Origin of the sequence: Brevibacillus sp. NSP2.1, from assembly GCF_000470975.2 — a bacterium.
Lineage (GTDB): Bacteria > Bacillota > Bacilli > Brevibacillales > Brevibacillaceae > Brevibacillus > Brevibacillus agri.
In genome coordinates this window covers 2876957-2899730 of record NZ_CP048274.1, presented here as the reverse complement: position 1 = coordinate 2899730, position 22774 = coordinate 2876957, and the positions used below count along the sequence as shown (strand labels likewise).

The window sequence follows — 22774 nt, the reverse complement described above, 5'->3', positions numbered from 1 at the left end:
TAACAGACCGTCCAGACAAAATCCCGTGCATGCTTTTGGGTGCTCTTTTGGTAAAATGAACAGAAGGCGACAAATCCGACCAAAAAAGGAGCAATGGGAAACGATGACCCAAGCCATTCCAGAGGCAGGCTGGCATTTTGACAACAGCTATGCGACTCTGCCGGAAACTTTTTTCACGAGACTGAACCCTACCCCTGTACGCTCACCCAAGCTCGTCATTTTCAACCGTCCGCTGGCTGCTGCCCTTGGCTTGCAAGCCGATGCATTAGATGGAGAAGCGGGAGCGGAGGTGTTTGCAGGCAACCGGATACCTCCGGGCGCCAAGCCGATTGCCCAAGCCTACGCCGGGCACCAGTTCGGACAGTTTACCATGCTCGGGGACGGGCGTGCGCTCTTGATGGGCGAACACATTACCCCGCAAGGCGAGCGGTTTGACCTGCAATGGAAAGGCTCGGGCCGCACGCCGTACTCACGGCGGGGCGATGGACGGGCGGCACTCGGGCCGATGCTGCGCGAATACATCATCAGCGAAGCCATGCACGGGCTGGGCATCCCGACGACCCGTAGCCTGGCGGTGGTGACGACCGGAGAAACCGTCATCCGCGAAGACGATCTGCCCGGCGCGGTACTTATGCGTGTCGCCTCCAGCCATTTGCGCGTGGGCACCTTCCAATACGCGGCCCAATGGGGGAGCGACGAGGAACTGCGGGCGCTCGCCGACTATACGTTACAGAGACATTTTCCGCAAGCTGCTGAGCAGGACAACCGCTATCTGGCGTTGCTGGAGGAAGTGATTCGCCGACAGGCAGAGCTGATCGCCAAATGGCAGCTCGTCGGGTTCGTCCACGGCGTCATGAACACCGACAACATGTCCATTTGCGGCGAAACGATTGACTACGGCCCGTGCGCCTTCATGGACACGTACGATCCGGCTACCGTCTTTTCCTCCATTGACTACCAGGGACGTTACGCCTACGGCAACCAGCCGCAAATCGCCGTCTGGAACCTGGCGCGCTTTGCCGAAGCCCTGCTGCCGCTCGTGGATGAAAACCAGGCCAAGGCGGTTCAGGTGGCACAGGATGCGCTCTCCCGCTTTGGCGAGCTGTACTACCGGAATTGGCTCGCTGGCATGCGGGCCAAGCTCGGGCTGTTCGGCGAGGAAGCGGACGACGTGGCGCTGATGGAAGAACTGCTCAACTTGCTGCAAAAGCATCGGGCGGACTATACGAACTCGTTCCTCGCCCTGACGTTCGATCAGCAAAGGGACGAAGCGTTGTTTGCCGCGCCGGAGTTCGCCGCCTGGCAGGAAAAGTGGCAAGCAAGACAAAAGCGCCATGCTCCCTCCGACGATGCTGTCCGGCAACGGATGAAAGCGAGCAACCCGGCTCTGATCCCGCGCAACCATCGCGTCGAAGCGGCCCTGGAGGCAGCCGTGCAGGAGGGCGACTACAGCGTGCTGGAACGGTTGGTTGCCGCGCTTGTCGATCCTTACGCGCATTCGCCGGAGCAGGCCGAGTACGCCACGCTGCCGCCAGACTCGTGCGGCCCGTATCGGACGTATTGCGGTACGTAATTCACCAGTCGGCCAGGAAGATGCCGGAAGACCTTTGCTGGGGATTGTCCCAAGCAGAGGTTTTTTCTTTTTCCCGCTCCCTGTGCTAAGATAGATTGGTTGAAAAGAGAAAATATTCCAGCGTCCCGGGCGGTATTTTTCCGGGGACGCTGATTCAATTGGGACGGGAGCGGATTGTATGCTGAAACGACTCATGCAGGAAATCATCGAACTGCTGCGGGCAGATATTCCCGGGATGGCAGAGGCGTTTCATCCGCGACACGGCGAAGGAGAAAAACTACAGCGTCCAACAGGAAGACGACCAGCTTTTCTGGAGCTATGGCCGGAGCGGCACCATCCATTTTCTCGACGCGATCCGCAAGCTAAAGCTGCCTGTTTATCAGCCGATGCGCGTCGATACGGGTGTCCACGATCCGCAAGCGTGGCTCCGTAGTCTGGATGCGGGCTGGCAGGAGCGGATCGAGCGGGGCTGCGGCTCTGCTGACGTATTTTTGCATGCCAAGCAGTTGCGGTTTATTGGCGAAGGCATTACCGATGTGACGCCGCTTCAGCATTGCCGCGAGGTGCGCGAGCTGGTGCTGACCGCAAACGAGATTCGCTCCATCGAAGCGCTCCGCGGCTGCCAGCAGTTGAAACGGCTGTATGTGCCGAAAAATCAGCTCAGCGATCTGCGTCCCTTGCAAGGTCTGGCTTATTTGCAAATGGTGAACGTGTCTGCAACCGCCGTCACGGATTTGGCGCCTCTCGCCAGCCTGCCGAGACTGGCGGAGCTGGATATGACGCACACTCCCGTTCGCAGCCTCGCCCCGCTCAAGCAGGCAAAGAGCCTGAAAAGCCTGGCGCTCAGCCGTCCCGATGCAGAGCAGCTTCGCGAGCTGGGCGAGCTGCATTCGTTGTCAGAGCTTGCGATTGTCGGTCTTGGCGACGCGTGCGAGAGCGACTTGGCTGCGCTGGCACAGCTTGTGAATTTGCAGATGTTGCGCCTGGAGGACGTCCGCTTGCCCGATCTGGCGTTTTTGCCAAACAACCGCAAGCTGCGAAGCGTGAAGATGAACAAGACGGCGATTGGCGATATTTCAGCGTTGGCCGAACTGGGCAGTCTGCTTACGCTGGAACTGAACGATTGCCCCGAGCTGGGGAACCTGGAAGCGCTTGGAAAATCACCTTCGCTCGCAAAAATAACGGCCTCCTACCAGCAGTTTGCCCGGTTGAAAGACCGTTTTGCGCGAAAAATTGATTTTTCTTCCATGACAGGCGACATGACGGATGAGGAAGAAGAGATTTGGCATGCGTATGTCCGGTCGTAGGGGGAGGGCGTGCTTGTGTACGGTGCAGGGAATCGTCAAGGGCTACGAGGAAGACAACTTCTGGCTCGTGCTGGACAATCGCAGCATCGTCGGGAAAAAGTCGAGTCTGCAAGAGGCGTAGAGGACTTCTAGCGCCGTGCCGCAGCTTTGTTTCTGTGGGGCGGATCCCGCGGCCAAGTCCAGGTCACCTCCTCCCTCGCGGCAGCAAAACCGCCGGCACAGATATCCGGCACAGCGTAGACAGCCCCAAATACCCGAACAGCGGATACAAAAACATCAGCAACTGGCTGTAGCCAATCAGGCAAAGGATGAAGGCAGCCGCAAAAAGATACAGGTAGAGCCGGGATTCCGGCTGCTGGAGCAGCTCGCGCAGTTGCTGGCCGATCCCGAACACGTTGGAGATGAGCGTGGTGAAAATCTCGGAGTAGAGGACGAACACGAAAAACAGTTGCAGCCATTCATTCCAGCGATCCGTAATGAACAGGATCGGGATGTCCATGAAGCGCACGTCGTCCCAATTCGCCAGCATCGTCGTATGCACGACGAGCAGCATAAAGCCGAGGACGACGCCTCCGATGACCGCCGCGCGGAACAGGACGACTTTTTCGCGGATGGCGTAGCCGATCGGGATCAGGACAGACTGGGCCATCGCCAGATTGAAGGAGACGTACAAAATCGTTTTCCACAAAAAGGCGTAGTCGGAAGGCTTGGCAAGCGGCAAAGGCGATTCGGCGCTGCCGTCAAGCAAAATGAGCAGGGCAAACAGCAGCATGGACGGGACGACGAGCGCATTGACCAGCAAGAGCTGCTCCAGCCCTCTTCGCAGGATGAGCAGCGCGAGCAAAACCGTGGCGGCCGTTCCGAGCAAATACGGGATGTCGAATTGCTCCTCCAGCACGGATCCCGCTCCGGCGAGCATGACGGTCGTGACACCGAACAAGGTTAAAAAGACAAGCACATTCATGGTGCGGCCAAGCATCGGCCCGAACAGCTTTTGATTGAACGATTCGTAAGAGGGCGTGCGCAGTTGATGGGCCAGCAGCATCATCTTGTAGCCCAGCCAGACGAACAGCGACGTGGCCAGCAGGATGCCGACCGTGCCTGCATGGCCATATGAGGTGAAAAACGCGAGAATTTCCTGGCCGCTCGCGAACCCGGCCCCGACCACTGTTCCTATGTAGGTTGCCGCGACCTGGATACTTTTTCCCCACAGTTTCATACGGTCTGTTCCTTTCCAAATGGGATGCTAGTACAAGTGTATGAGGCTTGGGCCAAAACAGAAGAAAAAAGTGGTTGAAGGACAAAGTTGCCCTTATTACCGGGGCCGGCCAGGGAATCGGCAAAGCGATCGCGTTGGCATTCGCCCGCGAAGGCGCCCACGTGGCGATCAACTGCTACAACCAGACTCAGGCGGAAATCGGACGAGGTGGTTGCCCAACTGGCGGGCTGCAGCGGGCAGGTGATGGCAGCGGAAGGCGACGTTACCGACGTGCGCTTTGTGCAGCGTCTGGTCGACGAGACGCTCGCAAAGTTCGGACGTATTGATATTTTGGTGAACAACGCGGGCATTCTTACCCAAAGCCTGATTCACGAAATGACGGTGGAAACATGGGACCGGATGATCGATGTCGATCTGCGGTCCGTGTTCCTGCTGACGAGGCATGTGGTGCCGCACATGATCGAGCAAAAGAGCGGGCGGATCATCAATATCGCTTCGCAAATTGGCCAAAAGGGCGGCGTCAAGCTGAGCTACTACGCGGCGGCCAAGGCGGGGGTCATCGGCTTTACCAAGTCCAGGACGACGAAGCGTGACAGCAAGGTTTTTTCAAGGCGAAGACAGTACTGGTTTATTCTACCGCTTGTTGCTGACGCCAAGCCTTGACCCATGATTTCACACTTGATTCTGTTTTTTCAAGCTTCTCCACCCTCTTCAACGCCTCCTGAACCTCCGTCTTCAGTTCGCATTCCAGTGCAGCCAACTTTTCCCTGCCTTTGCATGTAATCCAGTCATCGCTGATATGTCCCGTCTGCTCTAAATCCTCATGCAATTGATAAAGGTAGGACAGGTTTACCGGTTTCCCGAAATTGTCGCCAAGGTCTTTACAAGAGTGTGGGGACTTTCCATCCAGCGCGCCACGCAGTAGCAGCCAGTCGTAATAATCCGCGACACCAATGATTTTTTTCTCATGCTCATTTTCAGGCAAAGGGGAGGGAGGGCATGGCGAGGCGGGAAGCTTTTGGTCCAGATCGTGCAAAAAATGGCGAAGCTGCTTGACTTTGGCGGGTACGGCCTTGATGACTGCTCGCTCGCCGGTGTAAAAATGGATGAGACCTTTCTCCATAACCGTATAGTGCAGGGTCGGCCGCTCTGTAGTAGACCAGGTTGATTCCATGAAGAGAATGTCTTTCTGGGCGAGATTTTTCATAATCCGGTAGACGTAGGTCTGGTTGCTGCTCATAGGGAACACATTCATCGAACTGGTCATGTCATAAATATCTTTGGCCATCCATTTTTTCTGCAACGTAAATGCATGGGCCATCACCAAATGAACCAGTTCGTTCAATGTGATTAAATTGGCGAACGGGCGCATGTGCGAATGTTTGCTCAAACCAACCACCATCCATTTGCAATTAGTTCTAAATCTACAATCAGAAGTCGGTATTCCGAAAAAATAGTGTGCCTCCTCCTTTCTTTCTCTCATCATACCGGAATCTACAGACTATTGACAAATTTCTTCAAATAGGAGGATTGTATTCGGTTCTCTACGAGCAGTCAAGCTTTTTGGCAGGAAATTTTTACGCCGATCTTTTCCGTTTTTGCAGTTGTCGAGTCGACAAGACAGAGATCATGCGGGCCAAGGTTTCGGATGTTTATCAAGCCGTCACTTTCAGCGCTGTCCGCCAAGACTCTTGAGCGGAAGGGCAACCCGGCCAAGCGATGCCAAACCGCGGCAGCCGAACAGGGGAGAGAGAAACCTTAAAAGCTGCGAATAACAGCCGAGGCAAACACGAACGCCAAAGAGATAGAGGCAGGGGGCAGCAATCGTGAACAACTCCCTGAGCGGCTGGCTAATCCCGAAGACGTTGGAGAGGAGCGTCGCGAACATTTTCGAGTGATGCTAGTACAACTGCATGAACCGTCGGCAAAAACAACAGACGAAAAAGGCGGCGTGCCACGGCCAGGCGCCTTTTTCGCCTTTTTCGTCGTTATTTACAACAGGAACATGGCAACGATGGTCGTCACCAATAGCCCGATGGCGACGGGATACAGGTTGCGCCGCGCCAACTCGAACGGATCGACGCCGCAGATCGCCGCTGCCGGAATCAGCGCCCAAGGAATAATCGTTCCGCCGCCGACCCAGATGGCGGCAATTTGCCCGAGGGCGGTCAAAGTAGCGGCTCCGGCGCCCAGAGCAGTAGCGAAAAGCTGCGCGAGCGAACCGGCCAGCGTGATGCCGGAGAAGCCCGAGCCGTCCAGCCCGGTAATGACGCCGACAGCAGCGACAGTCAAGGCGGCTACTTCTTTGCTGATCGGGATCGTGTGGGCCAGCGCCACGCCCAAGTCGTTGACGATCCCTTGCGAGCCAGCCGGCAGCACCTCGCCGAACACTTTGACAAAGCCGCTGTCGCCCATGTAAAAAAAGGCGGCGATCGGAATGACGGGTCCGAACACTTTGAAGCCGAACTGAAAGCCGGAGATGAGATGGCTCGTCACTTGCTCCAGCCCTTTTTGCTTGTGGGCGAGCATCGTCGCGACAATCAGAATCAACAGAGCCGTTCCGCCGACGAGCGCCGTCGCATCGCCTCCGCGCAAGTCAAAAGCAAACATCGCCACGACATCAAGCGCAAACAGGACGGGAACGAGGGCAGCCAAAAAGCGGCGAGTCCCCGTAGGCAGAGGAACGCGCGCTGCGGCAAAGACGGAATCGCCCGCAGGCGTGTCGCTGCCGGACCCCGGGAGATTGCCCAGCTTCATGTCTTTTTTCAAGTACCAGAAGGCGATTACGGTCGTGACCAGCCCCATGACGACGACGAGCGGAACGCTGGCGGAAATGACGTCCTCTACAGGCAGGCCCGCCGCTTTGGCTGTCAAGGTCGGCGCTCCCTGAATGACAAAGTCGCCGGAGAGCGCAATTCCGTGTCCGAACAGGTTCATCGCAATCGCGACGCCCATGGCAGGCAAGCCCGCCCGCAAAGCGACAGGCAGCATGACCGCGCCGATCAGTGCAACCGCAGGCGACGGCCAGAAAAACCAGGAAATGACCATCATCACAATCCCGATCACCCAATAGGCCAATGTGGCGTTGTGAATCAGGTGCGTCATCGGCCGGATCATCGTCTCGTTGACGCCAGTATCTGTAAGCACATGACTCATCGCCACGATAATACAGATGACCAAAATCGTCGGCAACAGCTCGGTGATCGCGTAAATAAAGCTGCCAAAAATTCCACCAATCGCCGTCGTCACCGATCCGGTCGCGACCAGTCCGAGCAGGGCAATCCCGACAATGCTAATCAGACTGGTGTCCCTGCGCATAACCATCATGAGAATGATGCCAATTACGAACAACACATACACGCCGTGCAACCATGCAAGTTCAATCCCCATACTGTACCTCCTCCCGCTTTTTCCTTTTGCCACACCATATGCGCGAGCAAATCTATGGGTGAACGTGCATGCGGCTGGCGAAACTGGCATTTTTGTCCACAATATGCCACTATTAAATGAGCAGGAGGCATGACAAAAAATCGGGGTCTTGATGACTTGGGTACGAGGCAAGAGAGGGGGAACGGCGCCCTTCGTTTATACGGGAGACAGGCGCCAAACGACGATGAATACGACTACACCAATCCAACGAAAAATGGACCAGGCGATCGAGCTGTTGGAGCGCCGCTTTTTGGAACGGAGCGAACTGATCCGGCTTTTGATGCTCGGGATGATGAGCGGAGAAAATGCGCTGTTGATCGGCCCGCCGGGGACGGCAAAATCGCAGCTCGCCCGCTCGGTGGCGCAACTGTTTGGCGCCGAGCATTGGTTTGAATATTTGCTGACCCGGTTTACGACGCCGGATGAGCTTTTCGGCCCCGTGTCGCTTCAACAGTTGAAGCTCGACAACTACGTGCGAAAAACAGCGGGCTATTTGCCACAGGCGCAATTTGCCTTCCTCGACGAAATTTTCAAGGCGAACAGCGCGATCTTGAATGCGCTGCTGTCCATTTTGAACGAACGCCTTTACTTTAACGGCAGAGAAAAAGAAGAGGTCCCGCTGCAGTTTTTGATTGCGGCGTCCAACGAACTGCCGGATGACGACGAGCAGTTGACCGCTTTATACGACCGCTTCCTGTTCCGCTATGAAGTCCACTACTTGCAACAGGCGGCCAGCTACGAGCGGATGTTCTCGCTGCCGACGAATCCGCTCCCGGTCGTCTTTTCCCTGTACGATATCAAGGACATTCAGGCGGCGGCGAAGCAAGTGACGATCCCGGAGGCATTGATTTACTTCCTCTACCGGATCAAGCAGGACATAGAGGAAAAGGAATACGTGCTGTCCGACCGCCGCTGGAGCAAAATCGCAGGCGTATGGCGGACGTCTGCCGCCCTGCATGGCCGCGAGCAGGTCACGATCTGGGACACGGTTTTTACCCCGCACATGCTCTGGGATGTGCCGGAAGACTTGAACGTCATGCGCGAGTTGTTCGAGCGCCAGTTTACGGAGATGCTCAAGGCAGAGCTGGAAAACGAACTGCCGCTCCAGCGCTTGCAGCAACTCGCTGATAAATGGAAGGAAAAGGAATCAGAGTTGCACGCTTTCCAATTCAAAAAAGAAGTCGGGGCCAAGCTGGGAAAAGAAGCGCTGGAGCGAAACGGGCAACTGCTGGAAGCTTGCCGCATGGAGCTGGAAGAGACGGCGCGCGATTTGCGCAACCGCCTGATGCAGTGGGAAAAGCGCGAGCATGACCTGGGCGCGTACGTGCTGGAGAAAAATCGGTTGATCCACAACGTCGAGAAGTACACGGTCAAATACGCGTACTTGCGGATCGAGGGCGAGCGGATTTTGCAGCAATTGCAAAAAACGTACCGGACCATATTTGACAAAGAGATCGCGGGGGCAGACTACGACTTTACGTTATAGGGGGGAGTGACGATGATAGTTCGTGCCAGCGGGGTCGAGCGCTATTTGTTTGAAACGTATCTCGCTTCTTCGCGCACGGCCCAGGAATGGGTGCAGGAGGCGCAGTCCCGGGCCGAGTGGTTCAATCACGAGCTGCTCGCCGACTTTTTTCTCGTTTTTTATGTGGAAAAACCCGAGATCGACATGACCCAGGAAGCGACTCCGTTCCATCACTGGATGATTCGCACGCTCATGAAGCAATATTTTACGCGGATGATTCACCCCCGGACGGTCGGCAATGAGAGCGCGGCTTTCAAGACGGCGATCAAGGCGCTGTTGTGGCTCACGGAGACGTTCGCGGAGGAAGTGAAGCAGCGGCAAAAAGATCGCAGCCTTTCCCCGCTTCTCGCGGGCTTGCGGGAACAGCAAGGACAAGAAGGAACGAAAGAAGCGCAGCTCGCCGATTTGCTCACGGAAAAGCAAAAAGCAAAGCTGGAGCTGATCGGCTATACGCTGCAGCAAGGCAAGCGCGTAGTGGAGGACAAGCAGGAAGCCCTCGACACGAAGCCGCTCGTGCGCGCGGAAATCGCCGGGCTGCAAGCGAAAATCGAGCAGCTTCGCGAAGAGATGAGCGTGCAGTTTACGAAGCGGACGAAGCTCATGCAAAAGGTCAAAAAGCTCGAAGAAGAGCTGGCCCAGCGGGAAAAGCAGCTCGACCGACTGCAAAAACAGGAAAAAGAAGCGATAGACGCTTGGGAAAAAGAACTGGGGCAGTGGCTGGAGCAGTCGTTGAAGGGGACGTTGTCCGCCGAGGATGTAGACACGCTGTTTGTAGATGAGGTGTTTGCGGCGAGCCAGCGCTTTGCCAACCGCAGTTGGGGACACGACCTGGGCAAGCTGCGCAGGCAAAGCTTTGAGCAGTATGTGAAGTGGGTGGAAAAATTGAAGCGCCATCCCGATCTGGTGGCGTTTTTGGACGAAGTCGGCCGCCAGGTGCATCGCTTTCGCGTGCGGCGCAAGGAGATTCGCTCCCGCCATTTGCCGGAGGAATACTACGATTTGCGGCAGTCCGGCGATATTGCCCACATGCTGCCGGGCGAGGCCGTGCTGCTCGCCGATCCGGACTACGAACATTACTTCATGCTGAAATGGCTGGAGCAAAAGCTGATGACGTACGATACGTCCGGCTGGGTAGAGGAACCGCCAAAAGGCCCGGTCATTTGCATGCTCGACACTTCGCACTCCATGCGCGGGGCAAAGCTGCGGCTGGCGCAAATTTTCATCATGACGTTTGCGGCGCTGTCCATGCTCGAAAAGCGCGATTTCGTGCTGATCTTGTTCGGGGCAAAAGGAGAGCTAAGAGAGCAGCCTCTGTATCACAAGAAGCCGGACTGGGGGGCGTTTTACGGCCTGGCGCAAATGGCGTTTGGCGGCGGGACGCATTTTGATGCGCCGATGAAGCGAGCGATGGAGCTGGTCGAGACGGAAAAAACGTGGCAAGCTGCCGATCTGGTGATGGTGACCGACGGCGTGGGCGGAATCTCGCCATACGTGCAAGAAAAGCTGGTCGCGCTCGGGCAAAAGAAACAAGTCCGCCTGCACAGTCTGATCGTCGGCTCGGCCCGGCAGCATCTCGTGCAAACGTACGACCTGCTAGGCATCTCCCACCGCGTGCGCTTCGCGACGAGCTGGGAAACGGAAGGGGCGGAAAATACGGGGCTGTTGCTCGACGTATTTGGCGTCTCGACCGCGCACCAGTCGCCAACGAAAAAGCGTGCCACGCGTGCCTTGCGCTGACAGGCCGCGCAGACTTGTTCCCAACAGCAACAGAAAGAGGCTATCCCTTGGGATAGCCCCAGGCTGATGAGAAACCCCTTGTTTTTGGGGTTTCTCTTGGTTGTACGCCCAGCATGGGCGTCATCTCTAGGGTGAAAGTCCGAACGGGGGCTGGCGAACGCCTACCGTTAGCCAAGAGAAAGTTTGAACTTGTCAACAAGACGTATGAAGATCCTGAAAATATACGAGACGAAGCGTTCTTCTTGGATACACATCCTGGATGAGGTCTTTCAACGACTTGTCCCGATCTGTATTTTTCCGTTTCAGGTAAGAATAGTATCCACTTCTTGAAACGCCAAACTCAAGGATTCTGGATACGACTGAAACTTCTGACCTTTGATTGCCATAAAAATGCACCCCCTAAAATTACATCGGATTTCCCTAGGGGTTTTTCCAATGTCTATTCTAAGGGGTGCACTTCACACTATAATGGTGCTTTTTCAACTATATACCAGTTATCTATTCCCAGTATCTTCATAATTGAATCGATATCTTTCTCTGTAAACTTTTCCAGGTTTAGCTCCGGCACCATTTTTTCAAAAGGTTTTACATAAAATGCCCCGTTGCTATCCTCAACGTAGGCTAAGTATTTACTATCCACTACTTGTTCTCCAATTTGATATTGAAATTGTAATACATATATTTTTTGGATTTTGGCCTGAGATATGTCTGTTTTATTCTTAGCTGTTTCCATCCAACGTAATATTCTTTTTTTTTCTTCTTCTTCCGATAGGAAAACTAAGAACTCTGGTTGAGCTTTATATGGCAACGAATCCAAGCGATATTCTGACACTCCTATCGAATGCAGATTTTCTGCAGTAAAGTCGCTTACTAAAGACTCGTGGGTTTGATCATTTGTCATGGTTTTTTCCTTTGAAGAACAACCCCATAAGAAAAAAATAATCGTCAATGTCATGATGAGAAGTATTAGCCTATGATTCATAATCCCTCGCCTCCTTCATTTTTAGAAAAACCCCTCGTTCCAATTGGAACGAGGGGTTTGCTTTTTTCTTTTGAAAAAATTAATCCCAGTCAGTCCCCCAGTATGATTTGAAGATGCTTTGGAAGGAATAGTTCCCTCCTGTAATAGTAGGGAGATAGTTTATATCCAGTGCATGTGGAGTGTATTTGTAAAGCGCCCATGTTCCATAATTTTTTACCCAGATGTAGTTTTTGTACGTGACCCCATTAGAGGTTACCGTTTTTCCGTAGTTGATGTTGTTGAATAAGATTGGGTAAGTCTCAGTAGGGGAGTTATACCATAGATCCTTGAATAGTTTAGTTCCTTTGTCAATCTGGATATCAAATCCGCTTGTTCCATTCAGATCTCCGCCATCCGTTGCACCATAACCCATAGCATAGTAGAATCGGCGAGATGAGTAGCTGACACTACCAGGTGCTGCAGAAACAAGAGATTGTTCTTTTTGAAGGGTTGCAATAACCACCTTTGGATTCATTCTGTGTGTCTGTGCAGCATTGTAAATTGCTTTGGACGGAAGGATTGTTTTGTTGGTATTGTAAACATTCCCGTTAGAATCTCTTCTCCAAATTTGCACCGGATCTTTCAAAATAGAGTTTTTATTCTGAAAGAATGATTGGATCTCACTCTCTGTCATAGAACTATAGTTAATGAACTTATCGGATCCTGATGAACAAGGGCATGAACCCGGAACTAGATTGTTCATTAGAACGCCGTTGACATAGTAATCCTCATATGTAGTAGTACTTTCGATGCCTATGGACCTTAAATCACTCTCTGCTCCCTTCTTATTACCCTCTTCCATCTTTTCCTTCTCAAGATTCTCGTGATCATTAGTCTTGACTTCAGGAAATTTCAAATCATTACTAGGATGTGTCTGAAAACTCATTATTGAGTTAGTTTAAAGATGGACGCGACATATACAAACGCTAGGAATGATTTGGCCAGCTTGTCGTAACGAGTAGCGATTCGTCGAAAATGTTTGATTTTATTGAAGAAGCACTCCACCAAGTGCCGTTCTTTATAGCGGTACCAATCCACTTTCCAAGGATTTTTATTATTCGCTTTAGGCGGGATGGTGTACGCTGCCTGCTTAGCCGTAATCCAATGCCGAATGCCTTCTGAGCCGTAGGCTTTGTCACCAACAATATGGCTTCCCGTAAGATCAAACCCTTGAAGCAAATTGATCGCTGGAACGGAATCATAGACGTGCCCCCCCGTGAGAAGAAAAGCGAGGGGATTCCCTAATCCATCGACGACGGTATGAAGTTTGGTTGTCTTTCCGCCACGGCTGACGCCTATGTGCTGATTTACTTCGTGTCCTTCTGCGTTTTTTTAGCACCCGCACTGTGTTGATGAGCTTTGACCGATGTAGAATCGATGCTCAAGTTTTCAAAGTCAGGTTCTACGTGAAGAGCTTGGAAGATGGCGACAAGTAATCCGGTATCTCTCCACTTGCAGAAGCGACTGTAGACCGTTTTCCATGAACCATAACGTTCTTCCGGCAAATCTCGCCAAGCCGCACCACTTCGGGCAATCCAAAGAATGGCATTAAACATGGTACGATTACTTAATTTGGACGGACGTCCTGTTCGATAGGGGGGGAACATGTCCTGAATTTGTTCCCACTGTTCATCGTTTATTTCGTACCGTCTTTGAATCATGCTCGTTGCTCCATTCGTTTTTCCTAAATCATACCACATTTTCTTTAGTTTTCAGACACGTCCTAGAAAGGGCGTGTTTAAAAAGTTCTTTCCCGTTCTCATATTCAGTCACTTCTACGTAGTTGTCCCGTTTCACATATTTTTGTTTTCTGCCTTTGTTGTCTTCAGATTCTATCATTTTTCCATTTTTGTATTTATAGGTGACCTCAAGTCCATCCACATGAAATTCCTTATCAATTTTTCCATTTTCATCGTACAATAAAATGTTGACATTTTGTTCGTTTGCATATTGAAGGAGTTCATCAGATGTTGATGGATTTTGTTTTGCTTGAATAGGCGAGCTAAAAAACAGAGAACTAACAGAAATACCGACAGATAGCATAGATACTAACGATGCCTTAAATAATTTTTTGACAAATTTACCACTCCTTACCTATAGAGGATGTTTTATCCAATATTTACTATAACAAATTTCCAAAGAGGAAATTTGTCGGAATTTGACGCTCAAAAATAAAAAATTTTCAAGACATGATGATCGCGAAAACACTCATGTAGACCGTGTCCGAGTCAGTGAATTAATCAACATTAAACTGACGGATATCGATTTTCATTACTGCCAGATACGGAGCTATTTGAATCCTCCTGGAAAAAAATACGGATCGGGGAATCCGTAAAATTCGGCAAATACTCCGAATAATCGGGCCAACAGTAAATTTATCACCTCACAAACTTCGTCACTTCAAAGCTGGCAATCACCGTTGCACCGTTTGAATATAAATAGTAAGTTTCCGACATAATTTCTGCTACTTTGCGGGTAGTGTCAGTAAGGCTGCTACTGCCCTAATAAAGAGACATCCCGGTTCCCCTTTTTCTCGCGAAAAGGGGAAGGGATCTTCGTGTCTTTTTGCGTTAGCCGACCCTTGTCGCCAGGCTGCGGCCAAATTCAAGCTCGTCAAATTTGTTCAAAACCGTTTCCGGATCGTAAGCCCACACGGCTTCCTCCATGGAAAACTCGACAGGCACATCGCGAATGATCGTCGCCAGCTTCTGGCTTAAGTACACCTGCTCGCGATGCTCTTCCAGCTTGCTGCGCATTTTCGGCGTGCAGCTCGTCAAGTTGTCGTACAGGTTGTCCAGATTGCCGTGCTCGGTAATCAGCTTGGTCGCCGTCTTTTCCCCGATGCCCGGGCAGCCTGGAATACAGTCTGACGTGTCACCCATGAGCGCTTTGACATCTACGACCTGTTCCGGAGCGATGCCGCGCAGGGCTCGCAGGCTCGCCGGGTCGTAATGTTCGTGCTTGCCGCCGTTTTTCAAGATTTTGACGCTGACGTTTTCATCGACCAACTGCAAGCTGTCGTAGTCGCCCGTCGCGATGACGATCTCATGGCCATCTGCGGCGAGGCGCGTGGACAGCGTCCCCAAAACGTCGTCGCCTTCGTAACCCGGACAGCCCAGGTTCGGCACGGAAAAGGCAGCGGTGATTTCCTTGACCAGCTCGAACTGCGGAATCAGCTCGTCCGGCGGCGCCGTGCGATTGGATTTGTAGCCGTCAAACCACTGGCTGCGCACGAGCGACTCGCGTGACGCGACGTCCCAGCCGACCATCAGGTGGGTCGGGCGAACCAACTCGGCGTAGTCCAGCATCATTTTCGTAAAGCCGTAGACCGCATTCGTGTAGACGCCTGTGGACGTTTGCCGATAAGCGCCGCCCCAGGCAGACCCGTAAAAGGCGCGAAATAAAAAGCTCATGCCATCGATGAGCAGTACTTTCCCTGTTTCATTCACAAATGGTGACTCCTCTCAGCTCCAAACTTTACGCCTCATTATAGCATAAAGCAGGGGGACAGCTTTGACAGATTTTACATTTGCAAAAGGCGTATGGACTTAGGATCTCGTGGGATGATAGTAGCACAAGAGGTTGAACCACCGCCTCTTGGACCTCAAAATCATCTTCCGGTCTCAGTCGGTGGGAGGCGAAGAAGCAGGCGGTTCAAATCCGTCCCGGGAGAAAAAAACGCGTCAGGAGGAATCAATCATGGCTAACAACAACGGAAGCAGCAACAACCTGGTAGTTCCTCAAGCGAACCAAGCTCTGGATCAACTGAAGTATGAGATTGCATCTGAATTTGGTGTAAATCTCGGCCCAGACACTACTTCCCGCCAAAACGGATCTGTTGGTGGCGAAATCACCAAGCGTCTGGTAAGCTTCGCTGAGCAACAAATGGCTGGCCGCTAAGCACAAGCTTTTGACAAGTAAATAGTTGGATGAAGAAAGGTCCCTTGCACGGGGCCTTTCTTGTTTTGGCTTGCAGCCCTTTCTTTTTGACAGGGTGCAAACACACAAGCACATTCGCGGACTAGTCATATGGTGTAACGAACAGCTCTCTATTTTGGTTGTACACGCGAAAGGAGTGACGTTTCGACGATGAAGAAAAAAGAAGTGAAAAAGCTTCTGCGGGAAAATCCTGAATTCGAAGCGTGGGTCGTGGAAGACTCCATGCGCGTCCGGGCCGTCCGCAGCAATCCCGGCATGGCCGAAGAATTGTTCAAGCGTTGGAATGACCGCAAAAGAGGGCGCCTCGATTTTGACAACATCTCGCAAAAAACAAAACGAGCCAGCGAAATGCTGACAGGCGTGCAGTCGATCATGGACATGATGGCTGATTACACGAAAAAACTGTAGGGCGCGCTGCAATGGATTGGAGAAGGCTAGTCGGATAGCCTTCTTTTTCTTTTTCCTTTCAAAGCCTGTTTTGTTATACTAGGATGTGTCTGAAAACTCATTATTGAGTTAGTTTAAAGATGGACGCGACATATACAAACGCTAGGAATGATTTGGCCAGCTTGTCGTAACGAGTAGCGATTCGTCGAAAATGTTTGATTTTATTGAAGAAGCACTCCACCAAGTGCCGTTCTTTATAGCGATACCAATCCACTTTCCAAGGATTTTTATTATTCGCTTTAGGCGGGATGGTGTACGCTGCCTGCTTAGCCGTAATCCAATGCCGAATGCCTTCTGAGCCGTAGGCTTTGTCACCAACAATATGGCTTCCCGTAAGATCAAACCCTTGAAGCAAATTGATCGCTGGAACGGAATCATAGACGTGCCCCCCCGTGAGAAGAAAAGCGAGGGGATTCCCTAATCCATCGACGACGGTATGAAGTTTGGTTGTCTTTCCGCCACGGCTGACGCCTATGTGCTGATTTACTTCGTGTCCTTCTGCGTTTTTTTAGCACCCGCACTGTGTTGATGAGCTTTGACCGATGTAGAATCGATGCTCAAGTTTTCAAAGTCAGGTTCTACGTGAAGAGCTTGGAAGATGGCGACAAGTAATCCGGTATCTCTCCACTTGCAGAAGCGACTGTAGACCGTTTTCCATGAACCATAAAGTTCTTCCGGCAAATCTCGCCAAGCCGCACCACTTCGGGCAATCCAAAGAATGGCATTAAACATGGTACGATTACTTAATTTGGACGGACGTCCTGTTCGATAGGGGGGGAACATGTCCTGAATTTGTTCCCACTGTTCATCGTTTATTTCGTACCGTCTTTGAATCATGCTCGTTGCTCCATTCGTTTTTCCTAAATCATACCACATTTTCTTTAGTTTTCAGACACGTCCTAGAAAATGGGAGGGAGCATGCCTATGTTTCAATCGATGGTCAGTTTGATGACGGTCGTTGCCCTGACGCTCACGTCCGGAACGGCCGCTTGCAGCCAAGTACTGGAAGGCGCTTACGCGAGTGTAGAGAAACAGCAACCATCGATTAGCGTGACGCCAGCCAGGACGTATCCCGGTGATGTCATTTTCGTGCGCAGCAAACAGCCTCAAACGGTTACACTCTTCTCGCGATCGTACCGTTTGCAGCCCTCTTCTAACGAGTATGCCCGATTTATCCCGATTCCATTTGACGTGAAGCCGGGAGATTACAACGTGCAATCAGCGGATAAAAAACTCACGGCAACCTTGACGGTTCAGCCGAAGCAATTTGCCGTGGACAAGCTGACCGTCAGCAAGCAAATGAATGCGATGCGGCAGGACACGGCCCGGATCAACGCGGATCAGAAGAAAATCAACGCCGCTCGCGCAAGCTCCCAGGCGACGCCGTACTTTAGCGAACCGTTTACGATGCCGGCAAAAGGGACATTGACGACACCTTTTGGCTATCAGCGCGTCGTAAACGGAGTGCCCGCCAACCGCCACGCAGCGATTGACATTGCGAACAAAACCGGAACGCCGATCTGGGCGAGCAACCACGGCAAGGTCGTTTTGGCCGACTCGCTCTATTTGACCGGAAACACGATCATTATCGACCACGGCATGAACGTCTTTTCGATCTATGCGCATCTGTCCAAGCTTGCGGTTGCGACCGGGCAGGAAGTGAAACAGGGACAGGTGATCGGGCTTATGGGCACCACAGGTTTTTCCACAGGCCCTCACCTTCATTACGGCATGTTGATTGGCAATACGTACGTAAATCCGCAGCCGTTTTTTGATGCATCACCTTTCCTCTGGAAGTAATTGGAGGTGTTTTCATGAGAGTTACCCATGTGCCAAGCAAAGTCTTGAACAATATGGTCCATTTCTTGGCACCGTATGAACAGGCAGTAGAGGAATTGAAGCTCAAACTGAAAGGAATCAAGTACGGCTTTCTGAAAAGCGGCCGCTATTCTCCGATTGAGTTCGTGGTGGGACGGGTCAAAAAAGTGGACAGTCTCATCAAGAAAGCCAATGAGAAAGGAATCGATTTTCAGCAAGCCAACTGGCAGGACGAAGTGGCGAAGGAAGTCCAGGACATCGCTGGCTTGCGCATAGTCTGCCGCTACGTCGATGACGTCCGCGAAGTTCAGCAGTTGCTGCAGGAACGGGAGGATATCGTCATTCATGACATCAAGGACTATATCTCCACGCCAAAAGATTCGGGCTATCGCAGCATCCATATGATCGTTTCCTACACTGTATATCACGGGAGCGAAAAGCGTACCCTTTTTTGTGAAATCCAAATTCGTACACTCGGCATGAACTTCTGGGCGACAAACGAGCACGAGCTGCGCTACAAATACGCCGGAAACATTCCAATCGACGTGATGCAGCAACTGCACGAGGCTTCGGTCATTACTCATCAGCTAGACGTGCTGATGAACAACCTGCGCCATGAAATCCTCACGCCGGCCGAGGTGGATTCGACTTTGGAAGAAAAGCTGGAGGAAATTTTTTCGCTGTACGTGAAACAAGATGTGGAGTCCGCCGCAGCCCTGTACCGCGAGCACGTCAGCGGCTTTGAAGAGGCGTTTGCAGACAATCCCAAGTTTAAAATGATTCACGATTTGCTGGGAAAGCGCTTGAAATAGCAGACTCGCGAAGCTTCCTGGAGCCAAAAGCCATACGTTAACACCCGACAAGCAAGGAAAGGATATAGACTAACATGCGTCTTCTACTAACGTACCTTCTCGTTGTGGTCACGGTTATTTTCAACCTTGACGTGCCTGTGGCTTTTGCCGAGGGATCGTCATCGATTACACCAAATGAGCTGTTTGGCGAATCGGCCATCCTCATTGATGCGACAACGGGACAAGTCCTGTTTGAAAAGAACCCTCATGTGAAGCTGTACCCTGCAAGCATTACGAAAATTGCCACTGGCATTTACGCCATTGAAAAAGGAAATCCGGACGACGTTGTCACGGTTTCCAAAAAAGCCCGATATGAAGAGGGAACCCGGGTTTATTTGGGCGAAGGCGAGCAGGTTTCGCTGCGCAAGCTGGAATACGGCCTGCTCATGCACTCCGGCAACGATGCGGCGACAGCGATTGCGGAGCATATGAGCGGGTCCACCGAGCAGTTCGCCGAGGAATTGAACGCGTTTTTGGTCGAAAAGGTCGGCGTGACCGAAACGCATTTTGCCAATGCGCACGGCCTGCACGACCCGGAGCACTATACGACGGCGGCCGACATGGCGAAAATCGCGCAGTACGCGATGAAAAACCCGATTTTCCGCGAGATCGTCGGAACGAACCGCCTCCCCTGGGACGGAAGAGAGTGGAAGTCGGAGCTTATCAACCACAACAAGCTGTTGCGCGATTACCCCGGCGCGACCGGGATTAAAAACGGCTTTACCGATCAGGCGATGCATACGCTGGTTGGCTCTGCCAAGCGCGGCGATACGGAAATGATCGCGGTCACGATGAAAGCGGCTTCCGGCAATTACGCCTACAAAGACGTGACCAAGCTGCTCGATTTCGGGCTGAACGGATACGAAACGAAACAGATCGCCGCAAAAGGCGAGCGCTATTCCGCCATTGCGGCTCCAGGCGACACAAACCAGGTGAGCTATACGGCCAAGGAAGACTTGTACGCCACGGTTCCGGTCGGGAGCGAGCCGCTCGTGGAGCTGACCACAGACGGACAGCTTTCGGTGTCCGCCGGAGAACTGGCGATGACGTATCCGCTGGAGCGCCACGAGCCGCCTGCGCAGCGCGTGCAGGCAGCAAGCGCCGCTTTTGGCTTTGGCGCGGCGGACGACGACAGCAGCCATTCCTACGCGCGTTACGGGCTTTTGATCGCCTGGCTGGGAATGAATCTGTTTTTGATCGGCTATACGTTTTCCCGCTCGCGGCGAATGCGCCGAGTCCGGCAGCGCAACCTGGAGCGCCGTGTCAATTGATCGACCCGACAAAATCAAAAACAGGACGGAGAGCAAAGCGCCGTCCTGTTTTTTTGGCATGCGGATTTGTATGAGCGACGCGGGTATAGCAGCCGTGTCCAAACGATCAAGCAGTACGTACACTACCGATATAGCTTTACTTTTCTGGCGAGGGGGAAGGGGAAGTGGACTCTCAAAACTATGCGCAAAGCCTCGTGTCCGTCATTATCCCCACCCATGGCGGAGCCAGGAATGTGGAACGACTGGTTCACATCGCCAAACAGGTGGCTTTGGCTACAGAAGTGATAATCGTCTGCGCAGGCTTGCCCCCGCACGCGGCAGACAGCGAATACGTGTGGAGCGCCAAAGTAGTTCCGGCGAGCGAGCAGGCCACGGCCAGCGAGTGCCGGGCAATCGGGGCGCAGCACGCTCAAGGAAACGTGCTGCTGTTTTTGGAGGAAGGCATCACGCTTCCTCTCGGTTCCTTGAAAAAATACACCGCAGCCTTGCTGAAAGGCTACGACCTCGTTCTCTCCGCAGGGGGCCGCGTGTTGACGACGAAAGGCAAGCTGTCGTCAGAGCGCTGTGCCTATGCGCTATTGAACCATCTGCTCGGGCAAAAGCAGCTCGGGAGCGCTTCCTTGGAAAAAGCTCCGTTTGCCTTGAACCGCAAAGCGCTGGAAGCGATCGGGCAGCACCATTTGCACGTTCCGGCGGCTGCGCTCGTCCGCGCTGTGCAAAAGGCTCTGGCGATTACGCTCGTGACATCTGGCTCGACTGGCCAGGCAGCGCGGAAAAGGTCAGCGGCGAATCAGCCTTTGGCCAAAAAGAAAGCTTTGATATTCCAGGAGCATGGCGAAGCGATTCAACTGCTCCTGCAGGATAAAGACGTGCGTGACGCCTTGCCTGATGGAGAGCGGCACCGCATCCTGGTGCAAGCGCCTGGACTGCTGCATTTGCGTTCCGTATTCTATCAGGAATCCCGCGAAAAGGAGGGGGATGAATGGGGTGCCAAACGGAAAGAAAGGCCCAAAAGAACCCGCAAAAGGGCGCAAAGTCGCAAAAAACGGTCGCATTAGCGATGTGGACAAATTGGAAAATCAGGACAGACTAAGCATTATCATCGGGGTGGAGCAGGACGAAGACACGATCGTCAAGGTGCTCAAGCAGGCAGAAAAGCTCTGTCCGCTAGAGATTGTCGTCGTCGTGCACGGCAGCCATGATCGGTCACTGGAGCATGTGCTCGCTTACTCGGCGTCGCCCGTCCTCCGCGTTTTTGCCTACCCGTATGCGCTGGGGGAAGACGTCTGGCGGGCGATCGGCGCGCGCGAAGCGGCAGGAGATGTGTGGCTGTTTCTGGGGGCGGAACAGATCGTCGCCGCGCAACAGCTTCAGCTTTTTGTCCGCTCCTGCTATCGCGGTACAGATATCGCGTTGCGGCAAGCGCATGCTTTTCCTGCGAGCGAAAAAATTGGGCAAGATCCGGTAGAGCTGGCGAAGTGTTTTCTGAACAACCTGCTCGAGCGAAGCGAGCTCGGCAGCTCGTCGATGGGCGATCTTCCGTTTGCCATGACCCGGGAGGCCGCGGCGTCGATTGGCGCGCATCATTTGTTCGTTCCGGCTGTCGCCCAGGCGATCGCGCTGCAAAAAGAGCTGCGAGTAACCCCCGTGCGCACGGCGAAGGAGCGCGTCTCTGCCAAAGCGGCAAAAACAGAGCAGGCGAGAGACAGCACAAGCGCCCTGACAGACTTAGGAGATCATCTGGAAGCGCTCTCCCTTTGGCAAGCACAAGCAAAGGACAAGTGAAAAACCTCAAACAAGCGATGCTGCGACAAGTATCGCTCTATATTTTTCATTTTGCAGCGTTCGGTTTTTGTAGTACGATAAGCTGGTAGGAAATTTTTTGAAAGCGAAGGAGCAAGCGATTATGAGCATACATATCGGAGCCAAGCAAGGCCAAATTGCGGACACCATTTTGCTGCCAGGCGATCCGCTGCGGGCCAAATACATTGCCGAGACCTTCCTGGAAGGTGCCGAATGCTACAACGAAGTGCGCGGCATGCTCGGATTTACAGGTACATACAAAGGGAAGCGCGTATCCGTACAAGGGACAGGCATGGGTGTGCCTTCGATTTCGATCTACGTCAACGAGCTGATGGAATCTTACGGCGTGCAAAACCTGATTCGCGTCGGCACGTGCGGAGCGATCCAGGAGGACATCAAGGTGCGCGACGTCATCATTGCGATGAGCGCTTCTTCTGATTCGCAAGTCAATCGCCTGCTGTTCAACCAGATTGACTTTGCCCCGACAGCAAGCTTCGACCTGCTGCACAAAGCTTACCAAGTCGCTTCCGAGCGCAACCTGTCAGTGAAGGTCGGCAATATTTTCACAAGCGACAGCTTCTACCGCGAGAATTTTGACCTGTACAAAAAGCTGGCCGGCTACCAGGTGCTCGCCGTAGAAATGGAGTCTTCCGCGCTCTACACGCTCGCTGCCAAGTACAAGCGCAACGCCTTGTCCATTTTGACAGTAAGCGACCATATCTTGACCGGGGAAGAAACGACGGCCGAGGAGCGTCAAACGACTTTCAACGAAATGATTGAAGTGGCGCTGGACGCAGCCTTAACCAAATAACCATCGCGAAGACTGACAACCCG

24 protein-coding genes are annotated in these 22774 nt (G+C 52.8%); 15 read left to right on the top strand and 9 right to left on the bottom strand.

The genetic code is table 11. The annotated features are described in order from the left end of the window. The first annotated feature begins 103 nt into the window (after positions 1-103). The 3 genes from M655_RS14000 (at position 104) to M655_RS13990 (ending at position 2880) form a co-directional block, all read left to right on the top strand. On the top strand, positions 104-1573 hold the full coding sequence (locus M655_RS14000) for a protein adenylyltransferase SelO (RefSeq protein WP_005831933.1): 1470 nt from the start codon (positions 104-106) through the stop codon (positions 1571-1573). 178 nt (positions 1574-1751) lie between these two features. After that, positions 1752-2006: a hypothetical protein gene (locus M655_RS13995; protein WP_157797560.1), complete on the top strand. Its 255-nt coding sequence runs from the start codon at positions 1752-1754 to the stop codon at positions 2004-2006. Beyond that, positions 1960-2880, top strand: a complete 921-nt coding sequence (locus M655_RS13990) for a leucine-rich repeat domain-containing protein (RefSeq protein WP_007780882.1) — start codon at positions 1960-1962, stop codon at positions 2878-2880. The genes M655_RS13995 and M655_RS13990 overlap by 47 nt, the downstream gene beginning before the upstream one ends. Positions 2881-3064: 184 nt before the next feature. Here the strand turns inward: M655_RS13990 and M655_RS13985 are convergent, their stop codons facing one another. Beyond that, positions 3065-4099: a YkvI family membrane protein gene (locus M655_RS13985; protein WP_007780875.1), complete on the bottom strand. Its 1035-nt coding sequence runs from the start codon at positions 4097-4099 to the stop codon at positions 3065-3067. 47 nt (positions 4100-4146) lie between these two features. Here M655_RS13985 and M655_RS28090 point away from each other — a divergent pair, with 47 nt between their 5' ends. Both M655_RS28090 and M655_RS13980 read left to right on the top strand, forming a co-directional pair. Next, a complete protein-coding gene (locus tag M655_RS28090) occupies positions 4147-4425 on the top strand; it encodes an SDR family NAD(P)-dependent oxidoreductase (RefSeq protein ID WP_122952467.1) in 279 nt (92 codons plus the stop codon). After that, complete coding sequence (locus M655_RS13980; RefSeq protein ID WP_007780872.1) at positions 4307-4762, top strand: SDR family NAD(P)-dependent oxidoreductase; 456 nt, start codon at positions 4307-4309, stop codon at positions 4760-4762. Before M655_RS28090 ends, M655_RS13980 begins: the two co-directional genes overlap by 119 nt. Here M655_RS13980 and M655_RS13975 read toward each other — a convergent pair. Both M655_RS13975 and M655_RS13970 read right to left on the bottom strand, forming a co-directional pair. Continuing rightward, on the bottom strand, positions 4728-5498 hold the full coding sequence (locus tag M655_RS13975; protein ID WP_237716614.1) for a hypothetical protein: 771 nt from the start codon (positions 5496-5498) through the stop codon (positions 4728-4730). The two genes, M655_RS13980 and M655_RS13975, sit on opposite strands and share 35 nt — an antisense overlap. 593 nt (positions 5499-6091) lie before the next feature. Further along, positions 6092-7489 (bottom strand): hypothetical protein, encoded by a 1398-nt coding sequence (locus tag M655_RS13970; protein ID WP_005831944.1) that lies wholly within the window; start codon positions 7487-7489, stop codon positions 6092-6094. A gap of 223 nt (positions 7490-7712) precedes the next feature. Here M655_RS13970 and M655_RS13965 point away from each other — a divergent pair, with 223 nt between their 5' ends. Then, positions 7713-9014: an AAA family ATPase gene (locus M655_RS13965; RefSeq protein WP_007780864.1), complete on the top strand. Its 1302-nt coding sequence runs from the start codon at positions 7713-7715 to the stop codon at positions 9012-9014. A gap of 12 nt (positions 9015-9026) precedes the next feature. Next, positions 9027-10790, top strand: a complete 1764-nt coding sequence (locus M655_RS13960; protein WP_026557180.1) for a VWA domain-containing protein — start codon at positions 9027-9029, stop codon at positions 10788-10790. Between the two features lie 463 nt (positions 10791-11253). Here the strand turns inward: M655_RS13960 and M655_RS13955 are convergent, their stop codons facing one another. From M655_RS13955 to M655_RS13935, 5 genes are all read right to left on the bottom strand, one after another. Then, a complete protein-coding gene (locus M655_RS13955; protein WP_005831950.1) occupies positions 11254-11772 on the bottom strand; it encodes a hypothetical protein in 519 nt (172 codons plus the stop codon). Positions 11773-11851: 79 nt separating this feature from the next. Then, the gene (locus M655_RS13950; RefSeq protein ID WP_286085828.1) at positions 11852-12613 is read right to left on the bottom strand and encodes a hypothetical protein; all 762 of its coding nucleotides are present in this window, start codon (positions 12611-12613) and stop codon (positions 11852-11854) included. A gap of 83 nt (positions 12614-12696) precedes the next feature. Beyond that, a protein-coding gene (locus M655_RS13945; RefSeq protein ID WP_170206163.1) for an IS5 family transposase occupies positions 12697-13472 on the bottom strand; the annotation gives its coding sequence in 2 pieces (ribosomal slippage) (positions 12697-13145 and positions 13145-13472; 777 coding nt in all). 28 nt (positions 13473-13500) lie between these two features. Beyond that, a complete protein-coding gene (locus M655_RS13940) occupies positions 13501-13854 on the bottom strand; it encodes a hypothetical protein (RefSeq protein ID WP_286085827.1) in 354 nt (117 codons plus the stop codon). A 527-nt stretch (positions 13855-14381) separates the two neighbouring features. Continuing rightward, positions 14382-15260 carry a 5'-3' exonuclease gene (locus tag M655_RS13935; protein WP_005836262.1) on the bottom strand — a complete coding sequence of 293 codons (879 nt, stop codon included), beginning with the start codon at positions 15258-15260 and terminating at the stop codon, positions 14382-14384. A 250-nt stretch (positions 15261-15510) separates the two neighbouring features. Here M655_RS13935 and M655_RS13930 point away from each other — a divergent pair, with 250 nt between their 5' ends. Together M655_RS13930 and M655_RS13925 are read left to right on the top strand one after the other, a co-directional pair. Further along, entirely contained in the window at positions 15511-15711 is a 201-nt protein-coding gene (locus tag M655_RS13930) for an alpha/beta-type small acid-soluble spore protein (RefSeq protein WP_005836264.1), read from the top strand. Positions 15712-15900: 189 nt separating this feature from the next. Beyond that, on the top strand, positions 15901-16158 hold the full coding sequence (locus tag M655_RS13925; RefSeq protein WP_007786621.1) for a hypothetical protein: 258 nt from the start codon (positions 15901-15903) through the stop codon (positions 16156-16158). A 100-nt stretch (positions 16159-16258) separates the two neighbouring features. Here the strand turns inward: M655_RS13925 and M655_RS13920 are convergent. Beyond that, a protein-coding gene (locus M655_RS13920; RefSeq protein ID WP_198508421.1) for an IS5 family transposase occupies positions 16259-17034 on the bottom strand; the annotation gives its coding sequence in 2 pieces (ribosomal slippage) (positions 16259-16707 and positions 16707-17034; 777 coding nt in all). 87 nt (positions 17035-17121) lie between these two features. Here M655_RS13920 and M655_RS13915 point away from each other — a divergent pair. The 6 genes from M655_RS13915 to deoD all read left to right on the top strand — a co-directional run bounded on the left by M655_RS13915 (position 17122) and on the right by deoD (position 22751). Next, on the top strand, positions 17122-17997 hold the full coding sequence (locus tag M655_RS13915) for a M23 family metallopeptidase (protein WP_026557181.1): 876 nt from the start codon (positions 17122-17124) through the stop codon (positions 17995-17997). A 14-nt stretch (positions 17998-18011) separates the two neighbouring features. Next, positions 18012-18827 (top strand): GTP pyrophosphokinase, encoded by an 816-nt coding sequence (locus tag M655_RS13910; protein WP_026557182.1) that lies wholly within the window; start codon positions 18012-18014, stop codon positions 18825-18827. Between the two features lie 74 nt (positions 18828-18901). Continuing rightward, positions 18902-20137, top strand: coding sequence for a D-alanyl-D-alanine carboxypeptidase family protein (locus M655_RS13905; RefSeq protein WP_026557183.1), 1236 nt, complete (start codon positions 18902-18904; stop codon positions 20135-20137). A 164-nt stretch (positions 20138-20301) separates the two neighbouring features. Then, positions 20302-21195 carry a glycosyltransferase family protein gene (locus M655_RS13900; protein ID WP_026557184.1) on the top strand — a complete coding sequence of 298 codons (894 nt, stop codon included), beginning with the start codon at positions 20302-20304 and terminating at the stop codon, positions 21193-21195. After that, the gene (locus M655_RS13895) at positions 21125-21922 is read left to right on the top strand and encodes a glycosyltransferase (RefSeq protein ID WP_025846760.1); all 798 of its coding nucleotides are present in this window, start codon (positions 21125-21127) and stop codon (positions 21920-21922) included. Before M655_RS13900 ends, M655_RS13895 begins: the two co-directional genes overlap by 71 nt. A 121-nt stretch (positions 21923-22043) precedes the next feature. Next, on the top strand, positions 22044-22751 hold the full coding sequence (gene deoD, locus M655_RS13890) for a purine-nucleoside phosphorylase (RefSeq protein WP_005836275.1): 708 nt from the start codon (positions 22044-22046) through the stop codon (positions 22749-22751). The last annotated feature ends 23 nt before the right edge of the window (positions 22752-22774 follow it).

Excerpts from the sequence above, each read along its gene's own strand:
- M655_RS13930 (WP_005836264.1), top strand. The coding sequence starts at position 15,511 with ATGGCTAACAACAACGGAAGCAGCAACAACCTGGTAGTTCCTCAAGCG.
- M655_RS13985 (WP_007780875.1), bottom strand. The coding sequence starts at position 4,099 with ATGAAACTGTGGGGAAAAAGTATCCAGGTCGCGGCAACCTACATAGGA.
- M655_RS13965 (WP_007780864.1), top strand. The coding sequence starts at position 7,713 with ATGAATACGACTACACCAATCCAACGAAAAATGGACCAGGCGATCGAG.
- M655_RS13990 (WP_007780882.1), top strand. The coding sequence starts at position 1,960 with ATGCGCGTCGATACGGGTGTCCACGATCCGCAAGCGTGGCTCCGTAGT.
- M655_RS13925 (WP_007786621.1), top strand. The coding sequence starts at position 15,901 with ATGAAGAAAAAAGAAGTGAAAAAGCTTCTGCGGGAAAATCCTGAATTC.
- M655_RS13950 (WP_286085828.1), bottom strand. The coding sequence starts at position 12,613 with ATGGAAGAGGGTAATAAGAAGGGAGCAGAGAGTGATTTAAGGTCCATA.
- M655_RS13910 (WP_026557182.1), top strand. The coding sequence starts at position 18,012 with ATGAGAGTTACCCATGTGCCAAGCAAAGTCTTGAACAATATGGTCCAT.
- M655_RS13905 (WP_026557183.1), top strand. The coding sequence starts at position 18,902 with ATGCGTCTTCTACTAACGTACCTTCTCGTTGTGGTCACGGTTATTTTC.
- M655_RS13940 (WP_286085827.1), bottom strand. The coding sequence starts at position 13,854 with ATGCTATCTGTCGGTATTTCTGTTAGTTCTCTGTTTTTTAGCTCGCCT.
- M655_RS13955 (WP_005831950.1), bottom strand. The coding sequence starts at position 11,772 with ATGAATCATAGGCTAATACTTCTCATCATGACATTGACGATTATTTTT.
- M655_RS13995 (WP_157797560.1), top strand. The coding sequence starts at position 1,752 with ATGCTGAAACGACTCATGCAGGAAATCATCGAACTGCTGCGGGCAGAT.
- M655_RS13970 (WP_005831944.1), bottom strand. The coding sequence starts at position 7,489 with ATGGGGATTGAACTTGCATGGTTGCACGGCGTGTATGTGTTGTTCGTA.
- M655_RS13915 (WP_026557181.1), top strand. The coding sequence starts at position 17,122 with ATGTTTCAATCGATGGTCAGTTTGATGACGGTCGTTGCCCTGACGCTC.
- M655_RS14000 (WP_005831933.1), top strand. The coding sequence starts at position 104 with ATGACCCAAGCCATTCCAGAGGCAGGCTGGCATTTTGACAACAGCTAT.
- deoD (WP_005836275.1), top strand. The coding sequence starts at position 22,044 with ATGAGCATACATATCGGAGCCAAGCAAGGCCAAATTGCGGACACCATT.
- M655_RS13960 (WP_026557180.1), top strand. The coding sequence starts at position 9,027 with ATGATAGTTCGTGCCAGCGGGGTCGAGCGCTATTTGTTTGAAACGTAT.